The following is a 17,418-nucleotide window of genomic DNA, read 5'->3' as shown; positions in this document are numbered from 1 at the left end:
AAGATTTCGGACTAACATGGCCCATACGAATGGTACAAAAATAATAAATTAAAGTACAATCCGTACTTCCAATGTAAAGAGGAATAAAAGAAAGCATGCCTAGCGCACAAGGCATGCCCGATATGTTGCAAATGTATCACAGAGCCAGATGTTGTTCACATTCACCGTGTTCTTCGTTTATTAGTAATTGCTGATCCATGAATCTTAGCGCTTGAAATTAGCCGTATAAGGGTTCTAAGCTGAAAAAGGGGATAAAGGTATTGAGAATACCTTATAATTGATTGTAGAGGCATTTCTGGCCGCCAGAGAAGGTGTGTGCCTTATGAGTTATTGACAAACAAAAACAAACCTGATATATTATAGACAAGGTCAGGTAAGGGCAAGAATATTAAATTGCTAAAGCCTAAGATTCATCAAGATGTTACAGCATTATGATGAAAATTAATCTAATCTACGTACATATTGGGTCAGTTATCGTCTTAAGGCTACAACTAGGATGATAGCACAGTGTTCATCTCGAAGTCAAGAAAATAGTTGACTATGAACAGTAAAATCTAAAATGTAAATAGTGGTTATTCCCTTGGGCTTTTGTCATAAAACAAGAAGGGGGAAGGGAGCTAGTCATGTTGCTTCTTTCCTTTACTTGACCGACGACCAAGGGATATTCTATTTGTGGGGACTGTAAATTTTATGGACATCAAGATGTAGTGTGTCATCAAATTTGTAAACGACATTATGGATGCAGTACTCGGTGCCTGATAAAGAAAAAATGGTGCCAGTGGAAAGTGCGTTTCGTTCAGATAATAATTCTAAAGAATCGAAACATCCAATAAATGTTGTACTGGTGAATACATTAACCTTCAAAATAGAACCCCCTTGAACATAAAATAAAGGCGGGTTGGAGAAATGAAAAGAAGTGAGATTGTAGAGAACCTGATGTTTTTTCAACAGTTTATTGGCAAAGAGAGAGTGAAAACATACCTCCGAAGTCGTGGTAACATGTTTCCCAACTTCGAGGAAGTATATACAACACTACGTTCTTCTGCTAAAGATAGTGTGAAAAGCAATGCCACTTTATTGACTTGTGAAACACTAGCCACAGGACTAGAAAAAGGAGTTCTTACTGAGGTTGATATTGATGAGTTGCTTTTTAGCATCATCGAGGATAGCCTTTTTAACGCTTATCTTTATAGAATAACTGCCCACAATATTGCTCTAGACGATATGAAGGCTCTCCCTGAAGTGTTAGGCTCGTGGGCAGTGCCGAAAGAAATGTCTGTTATCCGAAACGTCTCTAAGGCAAACAAAGGTCATTCCTTTGTAATTAGTTCTTATCGTATTTATGAAAGTGACGGGCAGTTGGAGGCAATTCGATTGCTCTTGTTGGACAAGGAGCTTATAAAAATACATGTAAAGAATCAAGAGGAAACTTGGGTAGCCTATCCGACACTCATTGAGTTTGATTTCAAGAGAGGACTACTCCATATTCGCTTGAGAGATGTGGACAATATCGAGAGCGACAATGCAGAAGTTGGCACAATGAAGGGAAGGGTAGAGCGTACCCTTAAATTTGTGACAAACTTAAAGCCCGCGGTTCAAATTGAAAAAATTAATAATTTCAGAAAGAGTCTCTACCTTATCGAAGAAGATGTTCTTTCTGAGAAGCGCATGAAGGCACAAGAGTTACTGGCGACCTTCAAAACACCGATTGATTCGTTCGTTGCTAATATCGAAGAACATTTTAATCCGCCTATTGACGGTACTATCACGCCTAAGGATTATATCTCTTTTGCTGTCTTATCTATTATTTCAACAACGCTCCAAAAGAATGAGCTTGGTGACGTGGTTGGAATTAAGTTTCGCAATACGCGCGAAGAGAACAGCAACAAGTATGCTGAAATTTACATCTCCGACAAGGGCTATAAATGCATTTCTTCTAATGAACTGTATTGGCTGAATCTTCTTGTTCTGCAGGAAGAACAGGCTGTAGAAAGTTTAAAGCTGGTTAAGAGCTTACCATCTGGATTTGCTGTCTCTAGATTAGAGTTTTCACTCGAAACTGCAAATGTAAGAGTCTTACAGAGAACAGACCACCCAGATAAAGAAGTACACCGACAACCCACAGATGAGAAATACAGTGATATGGTAGATTATTTGTTGAAGTTCTTAATCTTTAATTGAATTGATGGACTCTAATAGGTCTCCTTTTTGCTGATTTTTATGTCTGTATGGACGTAATCAGAAAGAGAGTCATTTTATCGCGAAATCTGTTCAAATCCCCACTGCCGAAACAGACAAGCCTCTTTTAGTTTCGTGAAGAAAGTAATATACTATGCCCATAGGGTATCGGGGAGGAACAATATGACATTTAAGGCGGATGTATATCGGATTCTAATAGCTTCACCGGGGGATGTGGGAACAGATAGAGATATTATTCCAGCAGTCATAAGTGAGTGGAATGACTTACGGGCATCCCAATCAAATGTTGTAATACTTCCAGTTAGATGGGAAACTCATTCGGCACCGTTACTAGGAGATAGACCGCAAGAGGTGATTAATCAGCAGTTGGTAAAAGACTGCGACCTGCTAGTGGGATTATTCTGGACAAGGATAGGCACACATACAGGAGTTGCTGAAAGTGGCACAGTAGAGGAAATTGAGTATTTCATTAAAATGGGAAAGCCAGCCATGATTTACTTTTGTTCTAAACCAGCAGAGTTGGATAAGATTGATATTGACCAGTACAAACAGTTGACCGAGTTTAAGGAGAAATTACGCCCGCTAGGCTTGGTTGAAAGCTACACAGGTACGCAAGACTTGAAGGAAAAGTTCGCGCGCCAGTTAGCAATTAACATAGATCATTTGGTTAAAGGTATCGGAGCCAGTCAAATAGCTAAGAAATTGGCAGATGCTCCTGAAGTGTTGGAAGTAATGAAAGATAGAACAATATACATAGAGGACTACGAAAAGGATGGAGAAGTTAGAAGTTTCTTAGTAAAGGGCGAAACGACGAAAGTTAAGGGCGAACTTAAACAGCTTGGTGGTAAATGGAATGCGAAGCTAAAGGGATGGATATTCCCCCAAACGCGTAAAATAGAAATCACTGATTATTTGAAAAAGCATTCTTAGGTTGCTTAACATATTAGAGGCGGGTACCGATTAAGGTATCCGGCCTCTATTATTTTTCGTAATTAAAGTGGACTATCAACAGAAAATCAGACAACTTTTTTAAAGGCAACTTAGCTGTCCTGAACCGGTGTCATGTATCCTAAAGATCAATAATGATCCGTGAACGCGATGCTTGTTAAAACAGTTTATGTAATCGTACAAACTCCAACTCCAATTGATGAAGGCTGTGGGACTCCGCCTAGTAGATGAACTCTGTCACCATGTAGATCGCTTCGGCCACAGCGTTGTCAAAAAGACAGCCCTTCTTGCTTAATGAACGGCCAATCCCAAAGGTCTACAAAAGTTAGTTCATCGTTTGGTTTTTGAATTCACTGCCACGATCGGGATAGGTTTATTCTATAAATCCTTATTTTTATTATCCATCTAACTGTAGCCGATCCAGTATACCTTAGCACCAAGAGAACGAAATATCATTAAAACCAACCCAATAGCCCTCCTTCGAGGGCTATTTTCCATTCTCAGGACTCTTCACAAACTCCTTCAAGATCGCCAAAAATTTCTTCTGGTGAAAGTCGTCCTGCTGCAGTAGGAGGGCTTGGACTTCGCGGATGGTTTCGTTGGGGACCTGGCTGACGGATAGCAGGTCGAAGATATCGATATCGAAGGCCTGGGCGATTTTGTCCAAGGTTTGTATGGTGATGTTTTGTTCGCCGCGCTCGATGGTACCGATGTAGGAGACGGTGGAGTCGGTCAGCTCGGCGAATTGCTCCAGCGTCAGATTGCGGGACTTGCGAAACGCCCGGATGGTGGCTCCAATGCGTGTTATGGCTGGTGTCTGCATGCGCGATCGCTCCTTCGTTTTAAGTGTACACAAAGCCCCATCAAGTGTACAAGCCATCGTCGGTGTCATCAGCGGCCTGGTCTGGCAGCATCATAAGCGAAAACAATAGCCCTAATCGTTGTATTTATAGCCTCTGAGGAGGCGAGATGGATCACGGGGCAGCTCGTTGATGCTACCGGTGGATCTCCACAGAATTGACTATAGTTGCGGACAGCGACAGCCGCAGCACATTAGCACTAAACAAAGAAAAAGGCAGCTGGATTAAATGCTCGCTGCCCAACCTAACTCCCGTGAAGCATCTTCTGGCTATATAGACTGAATGAAATGAGCGTTACCTGGCGGTTTTTCGACGCCTTCTTCAGTGGGCTTTGGGGCGCGATACCCGTTCATTGATTAAAGCTAATCTGCGTCGGGGAAGAAAGCGAATCATCAGGGCGGCCATATAATTGTTGCGTCCGTCAATGATGTAGCTGCTGCCTTTGTCGATCCCGCGAAATCCGGCTCCAACTACGTTCTCTGGAGTGGATAGCGTGTTCCGCGCCACCATTTCTTCGTGCTTACGCTTGATCTCTCCGGCTAACGCCTCCAATTTTTCCTTGGAACGAGCGACCAATATGACATGGCAGCCTCGCGCTGCCAGTTCTCTGGCATAGGCCTCGCCGATGCCAGAGGAAGCCCCGGTGACCACGGCCAGTTTGCCCTGATAATGATATGATTTCATGATGGCCCCCTAATCCCTGTTATTGCCTTCATCTTACCAACAACAGGTGAGGGCTAACCACAGTGCGTCCATACTAGTAATTGAACTAACAGGCTAAGCTTGCGATGAAAACTCGCCTGGGTCGTTGTCGATGGTGGCAGCGCTAGGCGTTAAGGTGTGCAGAAGAGGACATGCGGTTCAGTTCTTCCGAGGTTTCGCATGCTATTCGATGTTACCGCTGATTGCTGAGAACAGCAAAGCATGTTCGACACTCCTCCTAGCATTGAATATAACCCCTTGGGAAGGGGTCTTGGTACGGGGTCAAGAATATGATATATGCAAGAATTTGGGTAAACAGGAGGTTTCGTATGAATTCCATTCTTAACGTTATAGAAAAGCTGAAGTTGAACGTCTCGAATATAGAAGATGTTCCAGAGTCATTTAGTTCAGATGTATACAAACTTACTCTTGCTAGCGGAGAAGACGTTTATGTAAAAATTCCATTTAACAAAGATAAGCTATTTCGTGAATTTCAGATACTTGAAACATTGAAAGAAGTAATTCCTGTTCCTAAGGTATTGGACGTTTGGTGCGGGGATGAAAGTACTACTGGGGCATTGCTTCTTTCAGCAATTCCAGGTATGCCTTGTACAGGAGAGATTGATGCGAAACTCTCTTTTCAAATTGGCGTGTATCTTGCTATGCTCCATGAGGTTAGAACTCCTGGGTATGGTTACCATGTAACCGATGGTTTTAAGTTACTTGACCAAAATAATTGGAGATTACATATCAAAAGTAATTTTGAACAATGGAAAGAGCCATGCAAAGAGATTCTCGACGCAAACTTATATGAAAGATGTATTCTTCACTTTGATGAAGTTTTCTCTGCTTTACCGGATCCGGACGGACCATGCATTGTTCACATGGATTTTAGACCAGGTAATATATTGGTCAATGGTAACGAGGTGGCTGGCATTATTGATTTCGAGAGTGCCCGTGGTGGATCGTCGGAAATCGATTTTACAAAAGTCAATCGAGATATTTGGGGAGTCGATCCAAGAACAAAGATACCGTTCATTGAGGGTTATCATTCGATTCGACCAATGTTGACTCTGGAAAGCGTGCTGCCATTCTATGATTTCTACGATGCTTTCAGCGCAGTTGTTTGGTGTAAAAAAAGAGGCATTGAACAAAATCAAACGTTCCTTCAGGAAAGTATTCTTAGGTTAAGGAATTCAGTGGGTTATTGAGTAAAAGGAGGGCGTCGGTATGCAGAGTTTTGTCGGGAAGGTCGTTCTCATTACCGGGGCTAGTTCGGGAATCGGACGGGCGACGGCGGAATTAATGGCAGCAAGGGGAGCGAAGGTTGTTATCCATTATCGGAATCATATACAAGGCGCTACCGAAGCGCTAGCGACGATTCGAGAAGCGGGTGGCGATGGACATATCGTTCAAGCGGATATTACTAAGCAAAATGAAGTTGAGGCCATGGTGCAAGAGGTTGTATCAAAGCATGGGATTGTGGATGTATTAATTAATAACGCTGGAGGGGGCGTCAAGCAGAGCACATTTATGGACATGACGGAACAACTGTGGGACGAGACCTATGCTTTAAAATGTAAAAAGTATTCTTCTCTGTTCTCAGGCGGTTTTACAATATATGATCCCGAGGAGAGCGGGTTAAATTATTAATCTCTCGTCGCGTCGGCTGCGGCTCGTCTTGGAGGAGCGGGCGAAAGTATTCACTATGCCTCTGCGAAAGGGGCCGTAAATACGTTAACCGTCGGTATGTCGAGAGAGCTTATTGAACATGGAATTATAGTAAACGGCGTAGCTCCCGGAATGGTGGATACGCCATTTCATGAGAAGTTTGCACCAGATGAACATCGTCTCGAAAGGCTGATTGCGTCTGTCCCGCTTCAGCGCGTGGCCACCCCCACGGAAATCGCGGAAGTGATCTGTTTTCTTGCTTCGGATGCGGCCAATTATAAGTTGGAGAGACGATCACCGTTAGTGGCGGTAGATCTGTTGTATATACTAGTATATACATGTCGATAGAGGTGTGGTAAAGTGAGCGAAAGGAATCGAAAGAGGGAGGACTCTTCATGTCGACCACCGTACAGAAGTGGGGAAACAGTCTGGGCATTCGTATTCCCGCCCAGATTGCAGAAAGGATTGCGGTCAGTCAAGGGTCGGAAGTTGACTTGGTTGTGGGTGATGATCATACGCTCATCGTAATACCAAAGAAGAAAAAGCCGACATTAGAAGAATTGTTGGCCCAATGCAACCCGGAAAGTCGCCACGATGAAATGGAATTCGGTGTAGAAGGGAAGGAATTGCTTTAGATGTGTGCAGATCGAGGAGATTTAGTATGGATAAACTTTAATCCCCAAGTTGGTCACGAACAAGCCGGGAGAAGGTCTGCGATCGTGCTGTCACCAAAAGCATTTAATGAAACGACGGGTTTTGTTTCACTTTGCCCAATCACTCATACGGTTCGCGGCTGGGGGTACGAAGTGCTGCTCCCGGGTGGTTTGGTGTTTAACGGGGTCATTTTAACGGATCAGATAAAAAATTTTGATTGGCAAGCTGGACGCATTGATATCGTCGGAAAAGCCCCGAATGAAATAGTTAATGAGTGTTTAGACAAAATACACACATTTTTGTAGCGAGTCTCATTTTAGGGGCTGGCTTTTTTATTTCAAGCCAAATGGTGTGGAGGCTGTTCGCCTTGGCTTCCGTAGTCAACTACTGAAAAAGCCAGTTTCAGTCGCACCTGGACACAGGGCCATCACGGACACCGCGCCCTCGGGTTTCCGCCCACAGCGCTTCGGAGAACGATAACACGAAGACCTTGGTAGCGCTGTAAACAGCCAGGTACGCCCGAAGCGTTCCATGTACATCGGGTTATCCTTGTGAGGGTCGAACGTTGCCCGAAGACTCTTTCCAGGCACACAAAGATCGCCCACAATGCTGCGGGTGAACTTTGTTATTCGGGCACGCGTCCAAAAGCCTCGGAGAGGAGCTTCCAATCTGCCGCTGCAGACCGCTCGGTATTTAGCGCGCCTTTGTCATGGCCATAACAAGATCTGCAGCCCGCTTATATCCGCCCGCATTTCGAAGCGTCTCCCCAACAATAGAGCTATTCCTTTTATACGCGTCGTTCGAGATCACGCCATCGACGGCGCTTCGCAAGGCTTCTGCAGTCGCTTGCTGGCGACTCAGCTTCACGCCGCAGCCCAATTCTTCTACCCGCGAGGCGACGATCGGCTGGTCGGCCGATAGTGGAATCACGATGAGCGGCACATCATGGAACAACGCCTCGCTTACACTATTCATTCCTCCATGGGTGATGAAGAGATCAACCTTTTTTAAAATCTCCAGTTGAGGAGCGTAAGGCTGGAGGATAAAATTGGACGGTACGCCGGTCAAAGCGGATGCGCTAATCTTATTACCTATGGACATAACAATTCGATACGGCATCTCGGCAAATGCCTTGAAACACGCCTCGTAGAAGCTCTTGTCGTCATTAGCGATCGTGCCTAAAGATATATAAATGCTCTGTGCCCCTTCCAGCTGTGACCATGGAAAGTCGGGGGCATCCTCACGCTTGACGATGGAAGGACCGACGAAATGATACGTTTCATCGAATAAGTGCCTATGGGGCTGAAAATATTCGCTCGTATATACAAGATTCATGACGCCTTTGTTGAATATCATGTCTTGCATCCTGGATACGGGAAAGCCATACCGACTTGAAAGCTGCAGCATCTCCTGCTTGATCTCCTCAAGTTGTGCTGCGGACCGTTCGTCTTTTCCCGTCATACTGCTGTTGATTACGGGGGCGAAGGTCGAGTTGGAGCTGATGGATGTCGCTTGAAGCAAGTGAGCGATGAGCGTCCCCCAACCGAAAAATGCATCATGCACCACATAATCATAACGTTCCGTAGCGGTCAACTCCATGGCCTGATCTATCACTTGGTCTGCCGATCTAAGCAAAAAACGCATCATACCGAGGAATCCGGGAAGATCCCCCGACTCCGGTTGCCCGTAGAAGCTATTGAACTCCCTGAACCCTGCTCCCGTCAGCTCGATTTTGCCACGGAATGGCGCTGGCGCGAGATAAACCACCTCTTCTCCTCGATGGATTAACTCGCGCACCAGTCCCAATGTGGGATTGATATGACCTTCAGCCGGACCGTTGATAAACAGAACTTTGGACATAAAGCATGTTCCTTTCTCTAGGGAACTATTTTTCCTTTTGTTCCGGGTGCTGACCCAGGCGCCAGCCTTTCAAGGCTTCGGAATACCGCGAGAGCATAGAGGCAAATGCTTTCAATTCTTCATCGCTCCAGTTCTCCAGTAGCCTATCGTTGGTGTCGACGCTTCTAACAAAGTAGCGCTCTAAAGCTTCTTCCCCATTCTGCGTGAGGGCGATCAAGCTCGACCGTTGATCGGACGGATCGATCTCAGCCGAGACCAGTCCTTCCTGGAGGAGCGCCTGCATCCTTCTGGTAATGGATGATGGGTTTAATTGCAAGGCGGCCGCGATATCCGACGGGCGCATTCGCTTACGGCTCGATATAAGGATAAGGATGTCAAAAGCTGTTCGGTCATAGTCCTTTCGTAATGCCTGAATTTTGCGAAATTCTTGCGTCAGACTAAACGTGCCGTAGGTCACTTTTCGAAGCTCTTCTTTTCTTGAGGTCAATGGATCGCCTCCCTTTTTTTGTTCCCTACCGCCAATATAACTTATTTGTTTGCGTAAAGCAAATAAATATTCTGTGGAAACGTTTAGTCGACGGTTATAACTGACCCCTCGGAAAGGGGTCTTGGCTTTGGTTCACGAATATGATGTAAAGGGCAGCTTAAGGCTCAGAAGGAAGGAGCTGAGAAGTACTGTGAATCATGAAGCGGAACAAGTATTAAAGCACTATTCGTTCGTTGAACCAAGCATTGAGTTCATCAGACATAATGAGAACATCACTTATAAAATAACAACTAAATCCGACAACCGCAGCTATCTGTTGCGGATCCATAGTCCGATATCTGACGGCTTTTCTGGACTGCAGCATACGCGGGATGGATTACAGTCCGAAATGTTTTTCCTCCAAGAAATAGATCGAAAAAGCATTCTGAAGGCCCAAAAACCCATTGTTAATCAAGCGGGTGAATTGGTTACAGCCTATATTTCCGATCAATATGGTCCTACATACGCGACGCTTCTTGAATGGATTGACGGTTCGACACTTACGCAAAACGAGGAAAATATAGCATCGATCATTTTTAAGTTGGGGGAAAGTGTGGCTAGTCTACATGAATTTTCTCAAACGTTAACGTCTTTGAAGCTGCATCGCCCCGTTTACAACGCTAGCAGGATTGATGAGGCACTGAAAGAACTTTGGCAAGGGGTAAACGATGGAGCCCTTAATTATGATGATTATGTTGTTATTGAGCACGTACTGTCCATAGTAAAAGAACAGATAGCAGAGCTAGACGCCAGGGAAAACGCTTGGGGATATGTTCATGCGGATTATCAGCTAGGGAACATCATCGTGTCGGAAGACACACCTTCCCTTATCGATTTTGGTTTATTTGGTTATGGTTATTATTTGTTTGATCTAGGTAGCGCATCTTCCATGCTTAAACCTGAATTAAGAAAGACGTTGTTGGAAGGTTATGCTTCCAAAACAAGTTTTTCTTTTGATGATATTCGTCTGATTGAAGGGCAGATATTTATGGATATTTTCATAAGCTATGTATTTTTTATCAAGGATCCCGAGAAGAATGGCTGGATAAAAGACCACGCTGCCCAAATGTGCAGCACGCTTTGCCGTGATTTTCTTCATGGAGAAGAAGTGTATTACTCGTTTTAGTTCAGACGTCGATTCGGCACGTGCTTCAATCCATGCACGTCGAATCGGTTCGGATTCATCTGTGCACGACTCCGATAGCTAGGACTTGCGAGTTCCCGTAATTTTTTTATTATCCAGGTAATTTAACCTTATTCTGGCATATAAATAGGGGATAGCAGTTCAAACCGGTTGAGGAGGATGCTATACAAGTGATGTTACCGAGTGAAAGGTATTTCGGTACGTTTGAGGCGGTGTTTTTATTTTACGGCGCCATGCCTACAGGGATTTCTGTTTCGGAAACCGGGCGTATTTTTGTTTGCTTCCCGAAATGGGGAGACGACGTTCAATGTACGGTGGCTGAAATCGTTCGTGATACGTTACAGCCTTATCCCAGTTTAGAGGCTAATGTGGCAAGCCCATCAACTATCACAACGTCCTTCATAAGTGTCCAAAGTGTCGTTGCCGATGGAAAGGGTACGCTTTGGGTATTGGATACAGGGGCGCCCAATTTCTCAGAACCCATTAAAGGGGGAGCCAAGCTAGTCGCTGTTGATTTACATTCAAATACGATAAAACGGGTATACACCTTTACAGAAAATGTTGTCCTGCCAACCACTTATTTAAATGATGTCCGAGTTGACTATCGAGTGGGTAAAGCAGGTTATGCTTATATCACGGATTCGTCTTCCCGGGGACCAGGAGCTATTATTGTCGTTGATTTAGACACGGGTTCTGCCTGGAGACGGTTAAATGGAGCCCCTTCAACTTCGCCCGATCCGTATTTCTTACCAAAGGTTGAAGGTAAAATCCTGATGAATCGAAACCCAGACGGATCTACTTCACCCTTTAGATTGGCATCTGATGGGATAGCGATTTCCCCGGACGGTAAGACGTTGTATTTTTGTCCCCTTTCCAGTCGTCAGCTGTACTCGATTTCAACGGAAGCCCTAAGAGACCAAACGATACCGGATACGAATTTACAGTATCACGTGCAGTATTGGGGAGAAAAAGGGGCTTCAGATGGAATGATTACCGATGCAAAAGGGAACGTTTACGCTGGAGACTATGAAAACAATAGTATTCGAAAAATATTGCCGAATGGAATGATAGAAACGATCGCACATGACCCGAGAATTTTATGGCCGGATACGTTTTCGATTGGTCCCGATCAATGCTTATATTTCATCGTGAATCTACTCAATCGGCAGGCAAGATTTCATTATGGAAATGACCTGCGGCAGAAGCCTTACAGCCTACTACGTATGCAAATAGCCGAATCACCTGCTCCTACCTTGTAGAACACATTCGCCAATGTTGTACACCTACGCGAGGTATAAAGCAGGAGGGGGTGGGGGGGGTCACCTTAGGAGTAACCGTCTTGTCATCATCCTTCTCCTAGCGCTCCTTATGGTCGCTTATCAGCAGGCGTGCTGCCGTGGCTTGCCGTAGCCGGTATACTCGTGTTGTTTACCCTTGCTCTAACTTGGGTCGCGGCGATTGCCGGACTGTCCGCCAAATCGGTAGAAGGTGCAAGCGCGTTTTCCAACAAACATAAGGGAGCTGCCTCGGCAGCTCCCTCCCCTTTTTCACTGATATGAGCGGTAAGGTGGTCGAATTCTTGGTGTCCTTTACAAGGGTTTCGCCACATCGTCTGAATCAGTGGAGTAAGCCAGCTCTTTCTGCGCTTCGAGAGCCGCTAGTCTGTCCAGCAGGGCTGCCCGGATTTGCTCATAGGCGTCACTGCCCAACGCCATACGGATCGGACCCTCGCCCTGGTCGACACGACGGATAATCTGCTGCGCCATTTTATCCGGATCGCCGATCACCATTTGTCTGAACATGCTCATATCTATACCAGGCAGCTCTCCCTTCATCAGGCTAACGAATTGGCCCGCCTCCGTATCCCGGTATTCGTCCATCCGCTCGCCGAATACGGCGTTGCTTGTAATGAAATTCGTTCGGATTCCGCCGGGCTCCACCATCGTGGTCTTAATATGGAACGGAGCCACTTCCTTGGCCAGTGCTTCAAAGGCGCCTTCGACCGCCCATTTCGATGAGCAATACAGTCCCATCCCCGGAATCGAGTAATGACCTGCCATACTAGAAATCTGTACGATGTGACCGCCGCCCTGCTTACGGAAATAAGGCAAGACTGCACGCGCTACACGCAGGGATCCAAGCACATTGGTCATAAATTCATGCTCCATCTGCCTGTCGCTTGCCTCTTCCACTGCGCCATACAAGCCATAAGCTGCATTATTGACAAGCACATCGATCGTACCCAGTTCCTCAAATGCACGTTCCACCACTTCAGCAATTCGCTGAGCGTTGGTCAGATCTAAATTAGCCTGCCAAAGTTGCGAGCCATACTGTGCCTGCAGATCATCGAGCACCCCGGGCTTGCGTACCGTTGCGGCTACACGGTCCCCTCTATCCAGCAGCTGGCGAGTTATACGTGAACCCAAGCCTCCTGAAGCGCCTGTAATGAACCAAGTTTGCATGCTAAACACCCTCCATTCGTTGTCATCCACTGAATTATACAAACCACTAGAGGGAGCTAGCCACAGCACGTCTATGCTATTAACGGGAGTAACAGCCTACGGTAGCTGCCGGTCCTGCTCAAGTAAGCGTAACAATCTCTCCTCCGTCCCTGAACCGGGCACCGGGACGAAGAAACACCAGTGCAGTCCCGGGTCATTATCGATTACAGCTGCGGAATGGAGCTCGAACTCCATCTCCTGTGCGTCAGGGAGACGGAATAAAGAGGTGGCTACGCGTTTTTGTTTGATTTCATATAGCTCCCAGAAATGCACGAACTCCACGCTTTCCCGCATCAAGCGTTCAAACCGTTCCATATATAAAGGGTTGTTCTTGTAATCATCGAAGCCTGCTCGAAGAAGGGCTACAGAGTAACGGGCAGCGGCTTCCCAGTTCAGCAGTCTGTTACGGTAATCCGGCTTTAAAAACATAATCTCCATCATATTCCGTTCGTTGTCCGGCAGACTTCCGAAATCGGCTACGATCAGTTCGGCCGCTCGATTCCAGACGATAACATCCGTCCCTTCGTCTGTAATAAAAGAAGGATAATGCAGTTGATCGACGATTTTCTGCAGAACTTCTGTATTCGGCCCACCGTTATTTGGCGCTGTGACGACGCTCGCCATATCTATATTGGCCAGATCGAATAGATGCTTCTGCTCGTCATCGTTAAGCTGCAGCGCTTTGCTGATGCTGAGCAGCACTTCCGGCGAAGGATTAACCTCCTTGCCTTGCTCCAGCCAGGCATAGTACGTCACGCTTATATTGGCAAGATAAGAGACTTCTTCTCTTCGAAGTCCTGGCGTGCGTCTTCGTCCGGGCAGCGGCTGGATCCCTGCCTCTGAAGGCTGCAAGCGCTCTCGGCGCGATTTTATAAACTCACCCAGTGCGGATGAGGAACGATTTGTTTTCAAGCAGCTCACCTCACTTACATTATAATCTCCGTTAAGGTGCCGTTGCCACAAAAGAGAGCCATGCGCATACCGATGCTGTTTACCCAGGGCTGGACGCCAGTCCAAATGACTTCGCTTCATCCGAAAGATTCGATTTCGGCGCGGGTTAGGATGTTCGGCACTGGTGCCCGTTTCATTTTGTTTTACAATAAAGTAGAGATAGAGGAACGGGAGGTATCTGCGTGGAGGCTGATCAGCTAACCGGTACGTATAGGGTAGATAATTGCGGCCAAAAGGAATTTTACGGCACGTACTATGCATCCGAAGTCATGCATGAAGGCAGGGACGGCACAGCTCCGAAATTGGTTCAAAATCACGGCGCATCCGACGAAGAAATCCGAAATACGAGTTCTATGTTTCGGATGGAAATATCGTCTATCGAATGAGAAAAAAAGAGCCCTTTGCGCTATCAGCGGTCAAGAAACAAATTATGTTCATGGACGATGAGGCTTGGTACTGGGAACCGAATATGGAGTCTTTTTGTGAAAATGTCATGATTACAACGGCGATCTTTGCCATCAGTCACATGAAGTATTCCGCCAAAGGCCGATTAAAGGGGAAGTTGGTATCTTCGCTGCATGCAAAAGAGCTTGCGGAGCAACAATTTAGCTCTACATTCCAGATGTTGGATTTATATTACCATCCGTTTTCCGCTCTTTTCTATAACGAGCAGGAGCGTAGATTAGGATGGTTCCGTTCCAACGGCATGATGGCCGATATTCTAATGGGGACGCAAACGGCACAAGAAATCGAGGATTTTGGAGTAATGCACGGAAATATCAAATTCAAATTTTCTCTTGCCAGAGGTGATGATGATTGATTGACATGCAATATATAAACGATCTTGAGGCAGAGATGGATATCATGAAGCTTGTCGATAATTATAAGGAAATCCAATCCATCCTGCAGCAGTGCCCCCGGGAACAGTGGTCCTATGAAATGGTTTTAGCCTATGCAAGAGCACTAAATTATCTGCAAGAGTATTCCGACCAGACCGATCCGTTCGAGCAAGCCTATGAGCTGCTACAAATGGTCTCTGATAAGGGAGTTACGGACGCGGAATGGCAATTAATCATGGCTTCGGTCAGCTTTAATTTACAACTTTACGCCGAGGCAATGCACCACGCTGAACAAGCCAACACGATCCGTGCTGGCTGTGCGGATGATATGCTGGAGCTATACTCGCAATATGGCTAGCAGAAGGCTTTCAGAAGGCTTCCTACATTTGCAACAGTTTCCGAATCACCGGCTCGATCGATCGGCTCATGAGCAGGAAACCGAGATCGGTTGGATGAAGGCCGTCGACCGTGCATTCTTCCGGGTAGTCGTCGCCGAGCATCGTCCTGCCATCGAGGAAGTGGACGTTCGAATCGCCCGCATCCCGGAAGCGTTCTACGGTTGTGTGCTGGACATTCCTCCTATCTATGAGCAGTTGGTGTAGCTCGGGGTCCAAGCGCTCCATTGCCGATGCTATACGGTTAACGACCAATATCGGTGCGTCGGGATGGCGTTCGCGCAGGATGTGGATGAATATAGGCAACGTTTCGGCCAGGTGCTCCACGGACGGGACATTCGCTTCGTAATCTACTACGAACATAGCCGGGTTGCGAATGCTGGCGATCGTCCGGGCTACTTCGGGCTCGCCTTTTCCGCTGCCCGAGAAGCCGAGATTGATAAATTCATACGGGATCTTGCGGCTGAGCAGGTTCGGATAAGCCATTCCGGGACGACTGGCACAGCCTCCTTGCGTGATCGAGGTGCCGTAGACGACGACCGGCTTGTCGCTCACATAAGCAGCGGCTGCTCCAACTGCGGCATCTTGGTCAACTCCGATCCATACCTCCTCGACGCTCTGATACAGCGGGAAATTTAACGTTACGTGATGCAGGCGCTTTTCCTTCCAATCGTAAAAGGACGCTTCGTATTCGGTCATCGTGTGGTCGAAGCGGGTCGTGCTCAAATAATGCAAGTCTCCAGGCTCGCCCAAGTAGCAATCGAACCCGCATTGCCCGGTCGCGGGCATATGATACATGTTGCTTGGGCCGCCAAGCTTCACGCGGATAGATAATCGAGAGGAGTCGGTCCGGAATCGGATCTGGCCTCCCGCCGTGCAATTCGCCAACACATCGACATCCGGGGGAAGCGTGTCGGACGGGGTGGATGGCAGACGACGGTACTTCCGTTCTTCTTGCAGCCAGTGGAATCCAGCAATATGAAAGGGCTGCTCCAAAGGAGAAAGCCACTTCATCGATTCGTCGCGCTCCGTTTTAATAGCCATATTGGGATCCAGTGTCGAAGGATTGATCGAATTGGACGAGGTACGTTTGGACACAACATTCAGCTCCGTTCCATTTATCGTAGTACTCTACTTATTCCCCAATATATCCGCTCTGTCCTGCAATAAAAAGTTTCTTAAAGATTAGGCCACTAAGTTGACAGAATATTCCGCCGCCGATATAGTGAATCTAATAACATGACTCACAAATGCGAAGAAGAGGACAAGTAGATTCGGAGACGCCGTTCAGAGAACTGCCGGTTGGTGCGAGGCAGCGGACATCCGAATTGAAGCATCGCCTCTGAGCAGGCCCCCGAAATAAGAGTAGATGGGCCCGGGAATCCGCCGTTACAAGGATGCATCGTTGATGGACGATGACTAAGCGGGTGTATGCACGGCATATGCCAATCAGGGTGGTAACGCGGGTAACTCCGTCCCTTTAGGGATGGAGTTTTTTGCATTTAACTTTTCTAATCAACGGAGGTATTCCCTATGAAAATGACCATGGTAACGGAACGTTTGACCTTGCGACTACTGGAGCCTCGCGATGGGGAAGCGATGGAGCGATTGGCTGGAGATCGCGAGGTCGCCGACACGACGTTGAACATACCCCATCCGTACCCGCCCGGGTCGGCTGTGGGGTTCATCCAAGCGAGGCGTGAGGCCGCCGCCAGAGGCGATGGCTATTCGTTTGCGGTGACGCTGACGGAGGAGGAGGGCTTGATAGGGGTGGTCGGGCTGCATGTCCACAAGCCACACCATATGGCCGAGCTCGCCTACTGGATCGGCAAGCCCTATTGGCGGCGCGGCTACTGTACAGAGGCGGCTGCGCGAGTGGTTCGGTTTGCCTTTGAGGAGCTGGGCTTGAATCGCGTCTTCGCCGCAGCGATGACGCGGAATCCAGCCTCGTACAAGGTGATGGAGAAGCTCGGGATGCAGCCGGAGGGCATCCTGCGCCAGCATATCCGCAAGGGAGACGCGTACGAGGATGTTACGTATTACGGTCTGCTCCGAAGCGACGAGCGGCACGAAGCGGGTTCATTGGAGTGATTATCATATTGTTAAAAATAGGGGTTGACTTGACGCGCACGGAAACTTGTAGGATGAAAGTCTGAAATCGTAGCACA

General features: G+C 47.0%; 17 protein-coding genes, 3 pseudogenes and 1 other annotated feature. Of the genes and pseudogenes, 12 read left to right on the top strand and 8 right to left on the bottom strand.

Features of this window, described 5'->3' with window-relative positions:
* Positions 1–906: 906 nt before the first annotated feature.
* Together PA598K_RS03065 and PA598K_RS03060 are read left to right on the top strand one after the other, a co-directional pair.
* On the top strand, positions 907–2,181 hold the full coding sequence (locus PA598K_RS03065; RefSeq protein ID WP_128655435.1) for a hypothetical protein: 1,275 nt from the start codon (positions 907–909) through the stop codon (positions 2,179–2,181).
* A 180-nt stretch (positions 2,182–2,361) separates the two neighbouring features.
* Entirely contained in the window at positions 2,362–3,129 is a 768-nt protein-coding gene (locus tag PA598K_RS03060) for a hypothetical protein (protein WP_128655434.1), read from the top strand.
* Positions 3,130–3,634: 505 nt separating this feature from the next.
* Here the strand turns inward: PA598K_RS03060 and PA598K_RS03055 are convergent.
* A complete protein-coding gene (locus PA598K_RS03055) occupies positions 3,635–3,970 on the bottom strand; it encodes a helix-turn-helix domain-containing protein (RefSeq protein ID WP_128655433.1) in 336 nt (111 codons plus the stop codon).
* A 358-nt stretch (positions 3,971–4,328) separates the two neighbouring features.
* Positions 4,329–4,691: an SDR family NAD(P)-dependent oxidoreductase gene (locus tag PA598K_RS03045; RefSeq protein ID WP_128655432.1), complete on the bottom strand. Its 363-nt coding sequence runs from the start codon at positions 4,689–4,691 to the stop codon at positions 4,329–4,331.
* A gap of 347 nt (positions 4,692–5,038) precedes the next feature.
* Between PA598K_RS03045 and PA598K_RS03040 the strand changes: the two genes are divergently transcribed.
* The 4 genes and pseudogenes from PA598K_RS03040 to PA598K_RS03025 all read left to right on the top strand — a co-directional run bounded on the left by PA598K_RS03040 (position 5,039) and on the right by PA598K_RS03025 (position 7,339).
* The gene (locus tag PA598K_RS03040) at positions 5,039–5,920 is read left to right on the top strand and encodes a phosphotransferase family protein (RefSeq protein ID WP_128655431.1); all 882 of its coding nucleotides are present in this window, start codon (positions 5,039–5,041) and stop codon (positions 5,918–5,920) included.
* 19 nt (positions 5,921–5,939) lie between these two features.
* Positions 5,940–6,728: pseudogene (locus PA598K_RS03035) on the top strand (SDR family NAD(P)-dependent oxidoreductase).
* Between the two features lie 47 nt (positions 6,729–6,775).
* Positions 6,776–7,015 carry an AbrB/MazE/SpoVT family DNA-binding domain-containing protein gene (locus PA598K_RS03030; protein ID WP_128655430.1) on the top strand — a complete coding sequence of 80 codons (240 nt, stop codon included), beginning with the start codon at positions 6,776–6,778 and terminating at the stop codon, positions 7,013–7,015.
* A complete protein-coding gene (locus tag PA598K_RS03025; protein WP_128655429.1) occupies positions 7,016–7,339 on the top strand; it encodes a type II toxin-antitoxin system PemK/MazF family toxin in 324 nt (107 codons plus the stop codon).
* An 84-nt stretch (positions 7,340–7,423) separates the two neighbouring features.
* Here the strand turns inward: PA598K_RS03025 and PA598K_RS37695 are convergent.
* From PA598K_RS37695 to PA598K_RS03010, 3 genes and pseudogenes are all read right to left on the bottom strand, one after another.
* Positions 7,424–7,550, bottom strand: a pseudogene (locus PA598K_RS37695) (SDR family NAD(P)-dependent oxidoreductase); the annotation flags it as partial.
* Between the two features lie 177 nt (positions 7,551–7,727).
* Positions 7,728–8,894, bottom strand: a complete 1,167-nt coding sequence (locus PA598K_RS03015; protein WP_128655428.1) for a macrolide family glycosyltransferase — start codon at positions 8,892–8,894, stop codon at positions 7,728–7,730.
* A gap of 25 nt (positions 8,895–8,919) precedes the next feature.
* Positions 8,920–9,381 carry a MarR family winged helix-turn-helix transcriptional regulator gene (locus PA598K_RS03010; protein WP_185601486.1) on the bottom strand — a complete coding sequence of 154 codons (462 nt, stop codon included), beginning with the start codon at positions 9,379–9,381 and terminating at the stop codon, positions 8,920–8,922.
* Between the two features lie 190 nt (positions 9,382–9,571).
* Between PA598K_RS03010 and PA598K_RS03005 the strand changes: the two genes are divergently transcribed.
* From PA598K_RS03005 to PA598K_RS37225, 3 genes and pseudogenes are all read left to right on the top strand, one after another.
* On the top strand, positions 9,572–10,546 hold the full coding sequence (locus PA598K_RS03005) for a phosphotransferase enzyme family protein (protein ID WP_185601482.1): 975 nt from the start codon (positions 9,572–9,574) through the stop codon (positions 10,544–10,546).
* Between the two features lie 191 nt (positions 10,547–10,737).
* Complete coding sequence (locus PA598K_RS03000) at positions 10,738–11,823, top strand: L-dopachrome tautomerase-related protein (RefSeq protein ID WP_185601493.1); 1,086 nt, start codon at positions 10,738–10,740, stop codon at positions 11,821–11,823.
* Positions 11,824–11,902: 79 nt separating this feature from the next.
* A pseudogene (locus tag PA598K_RS37225) lies at positions 11,903–12,069 on the top strand (ABC transporter permease); the annotation flags it as partial.
* An 84-nt stretch (positions 12,070–12,153) separates the two neighbouring features.
* On the opposite strand, the gene PA598K_RS02990 reads toward PA598K_RS37225, so the two are convergent.
* A complete protein-coding gene (locus PA598K_RS02990; RefSeq protein WP_128655424.1) occupies positions 12,154–13,026 on the bottom strand; it encodes an SDR family oxidoreductase in 873 nt (290 codons plus the stop codon).
* A 96-nt stretch (positions 13,027–13,122) separates the two neighbouring features.
* Positions 13,123–13,986: a helix-turn-helix transcriptional regulator gene (locus PA598K_RS02985; protein WP_260405246.1), complete on the bottom strand. Its 864-nt coding sequence runs from the start codon at positions 13,984–13,986 to the stop codon at positions 13,123–13,125.
* 412 nt (positions 13,987–14,398) lie between these two features.
* Between PA598K_RS02985 and PA598K_RS02980 the strand changes: the two genes are divergently transcribed.
* Complete coding sequence (locus tag PA598K_RS02980) at positions 14,399–14,836, top strand: hypothetical protein (RefSeq protein ID WP_128655422.1); 438 nt, start codon at positions 14,399–14,401, stop codon at positions 14,834–14,836.
* Entirely contained in the window at positions 14,833–15,213 is a 381-nt protein-coding gene (locus PA598K_RS02975) for a hypothetical protein (RefSeq protein WP_128655421.1), read from the top strand. The genes PA598K_RS02980 and PA598K_RS02975 overlap by 4 nt, the downstream gene beginning before the upstream one ends.
* Before the next feature lie 22 nt (positions 15,214–15,235).
* Here PA598K_RS02975 and PA598K_RS02970 read toward each other — a convergent pair whose 3' ends face one another.
* On the bottom strand, positions 15,236–16,348 hold the full coding sequence (locus PA598K_RS02970) for an SGNH/GDSL hydrolase family protein (RefSeq protein WP_260405239.1): 1,113 nt from the start codon (positions 16,346–16,348) through the stop codon (positions 15,236–15,238).
* 148 nt (positions 16,349–16,496) lie between these two features.
* Positions 16,497–16,733: a binding site (T-box leader), on the top strand.
* 50 nt (positions 16,734–16,783) lie between these two features.
* Between PA598K_RS02970 and PA598K_RS02965 the strand changes: the two genes are divergently transcribed.
* Complete coding sequence (locus PA598K_RS02965; protein ID WP_128655420.1) at positions 16,784–17,341, top strand: GNAT family N-acetyltransferase; 558 nt, start codon at positions 16,784–16,786, stop codon at positions 17,339–17,341.
* The last annotated feature ends 77 nt before the right edge of the window (positions 17,342–17,418 follow it).

It is taken from the genome of Paenibacillus sp. 598K (assembly GCF_003851045.1).
Classification (GTDB): Bacteria; Bacillota; Bacilli; order Paenibacillales; family Paenibacillaceae; genus Paenibacillus_D.
This window is presented reverse-complemented; position numbering and strand designations above follow the sequence as displayed.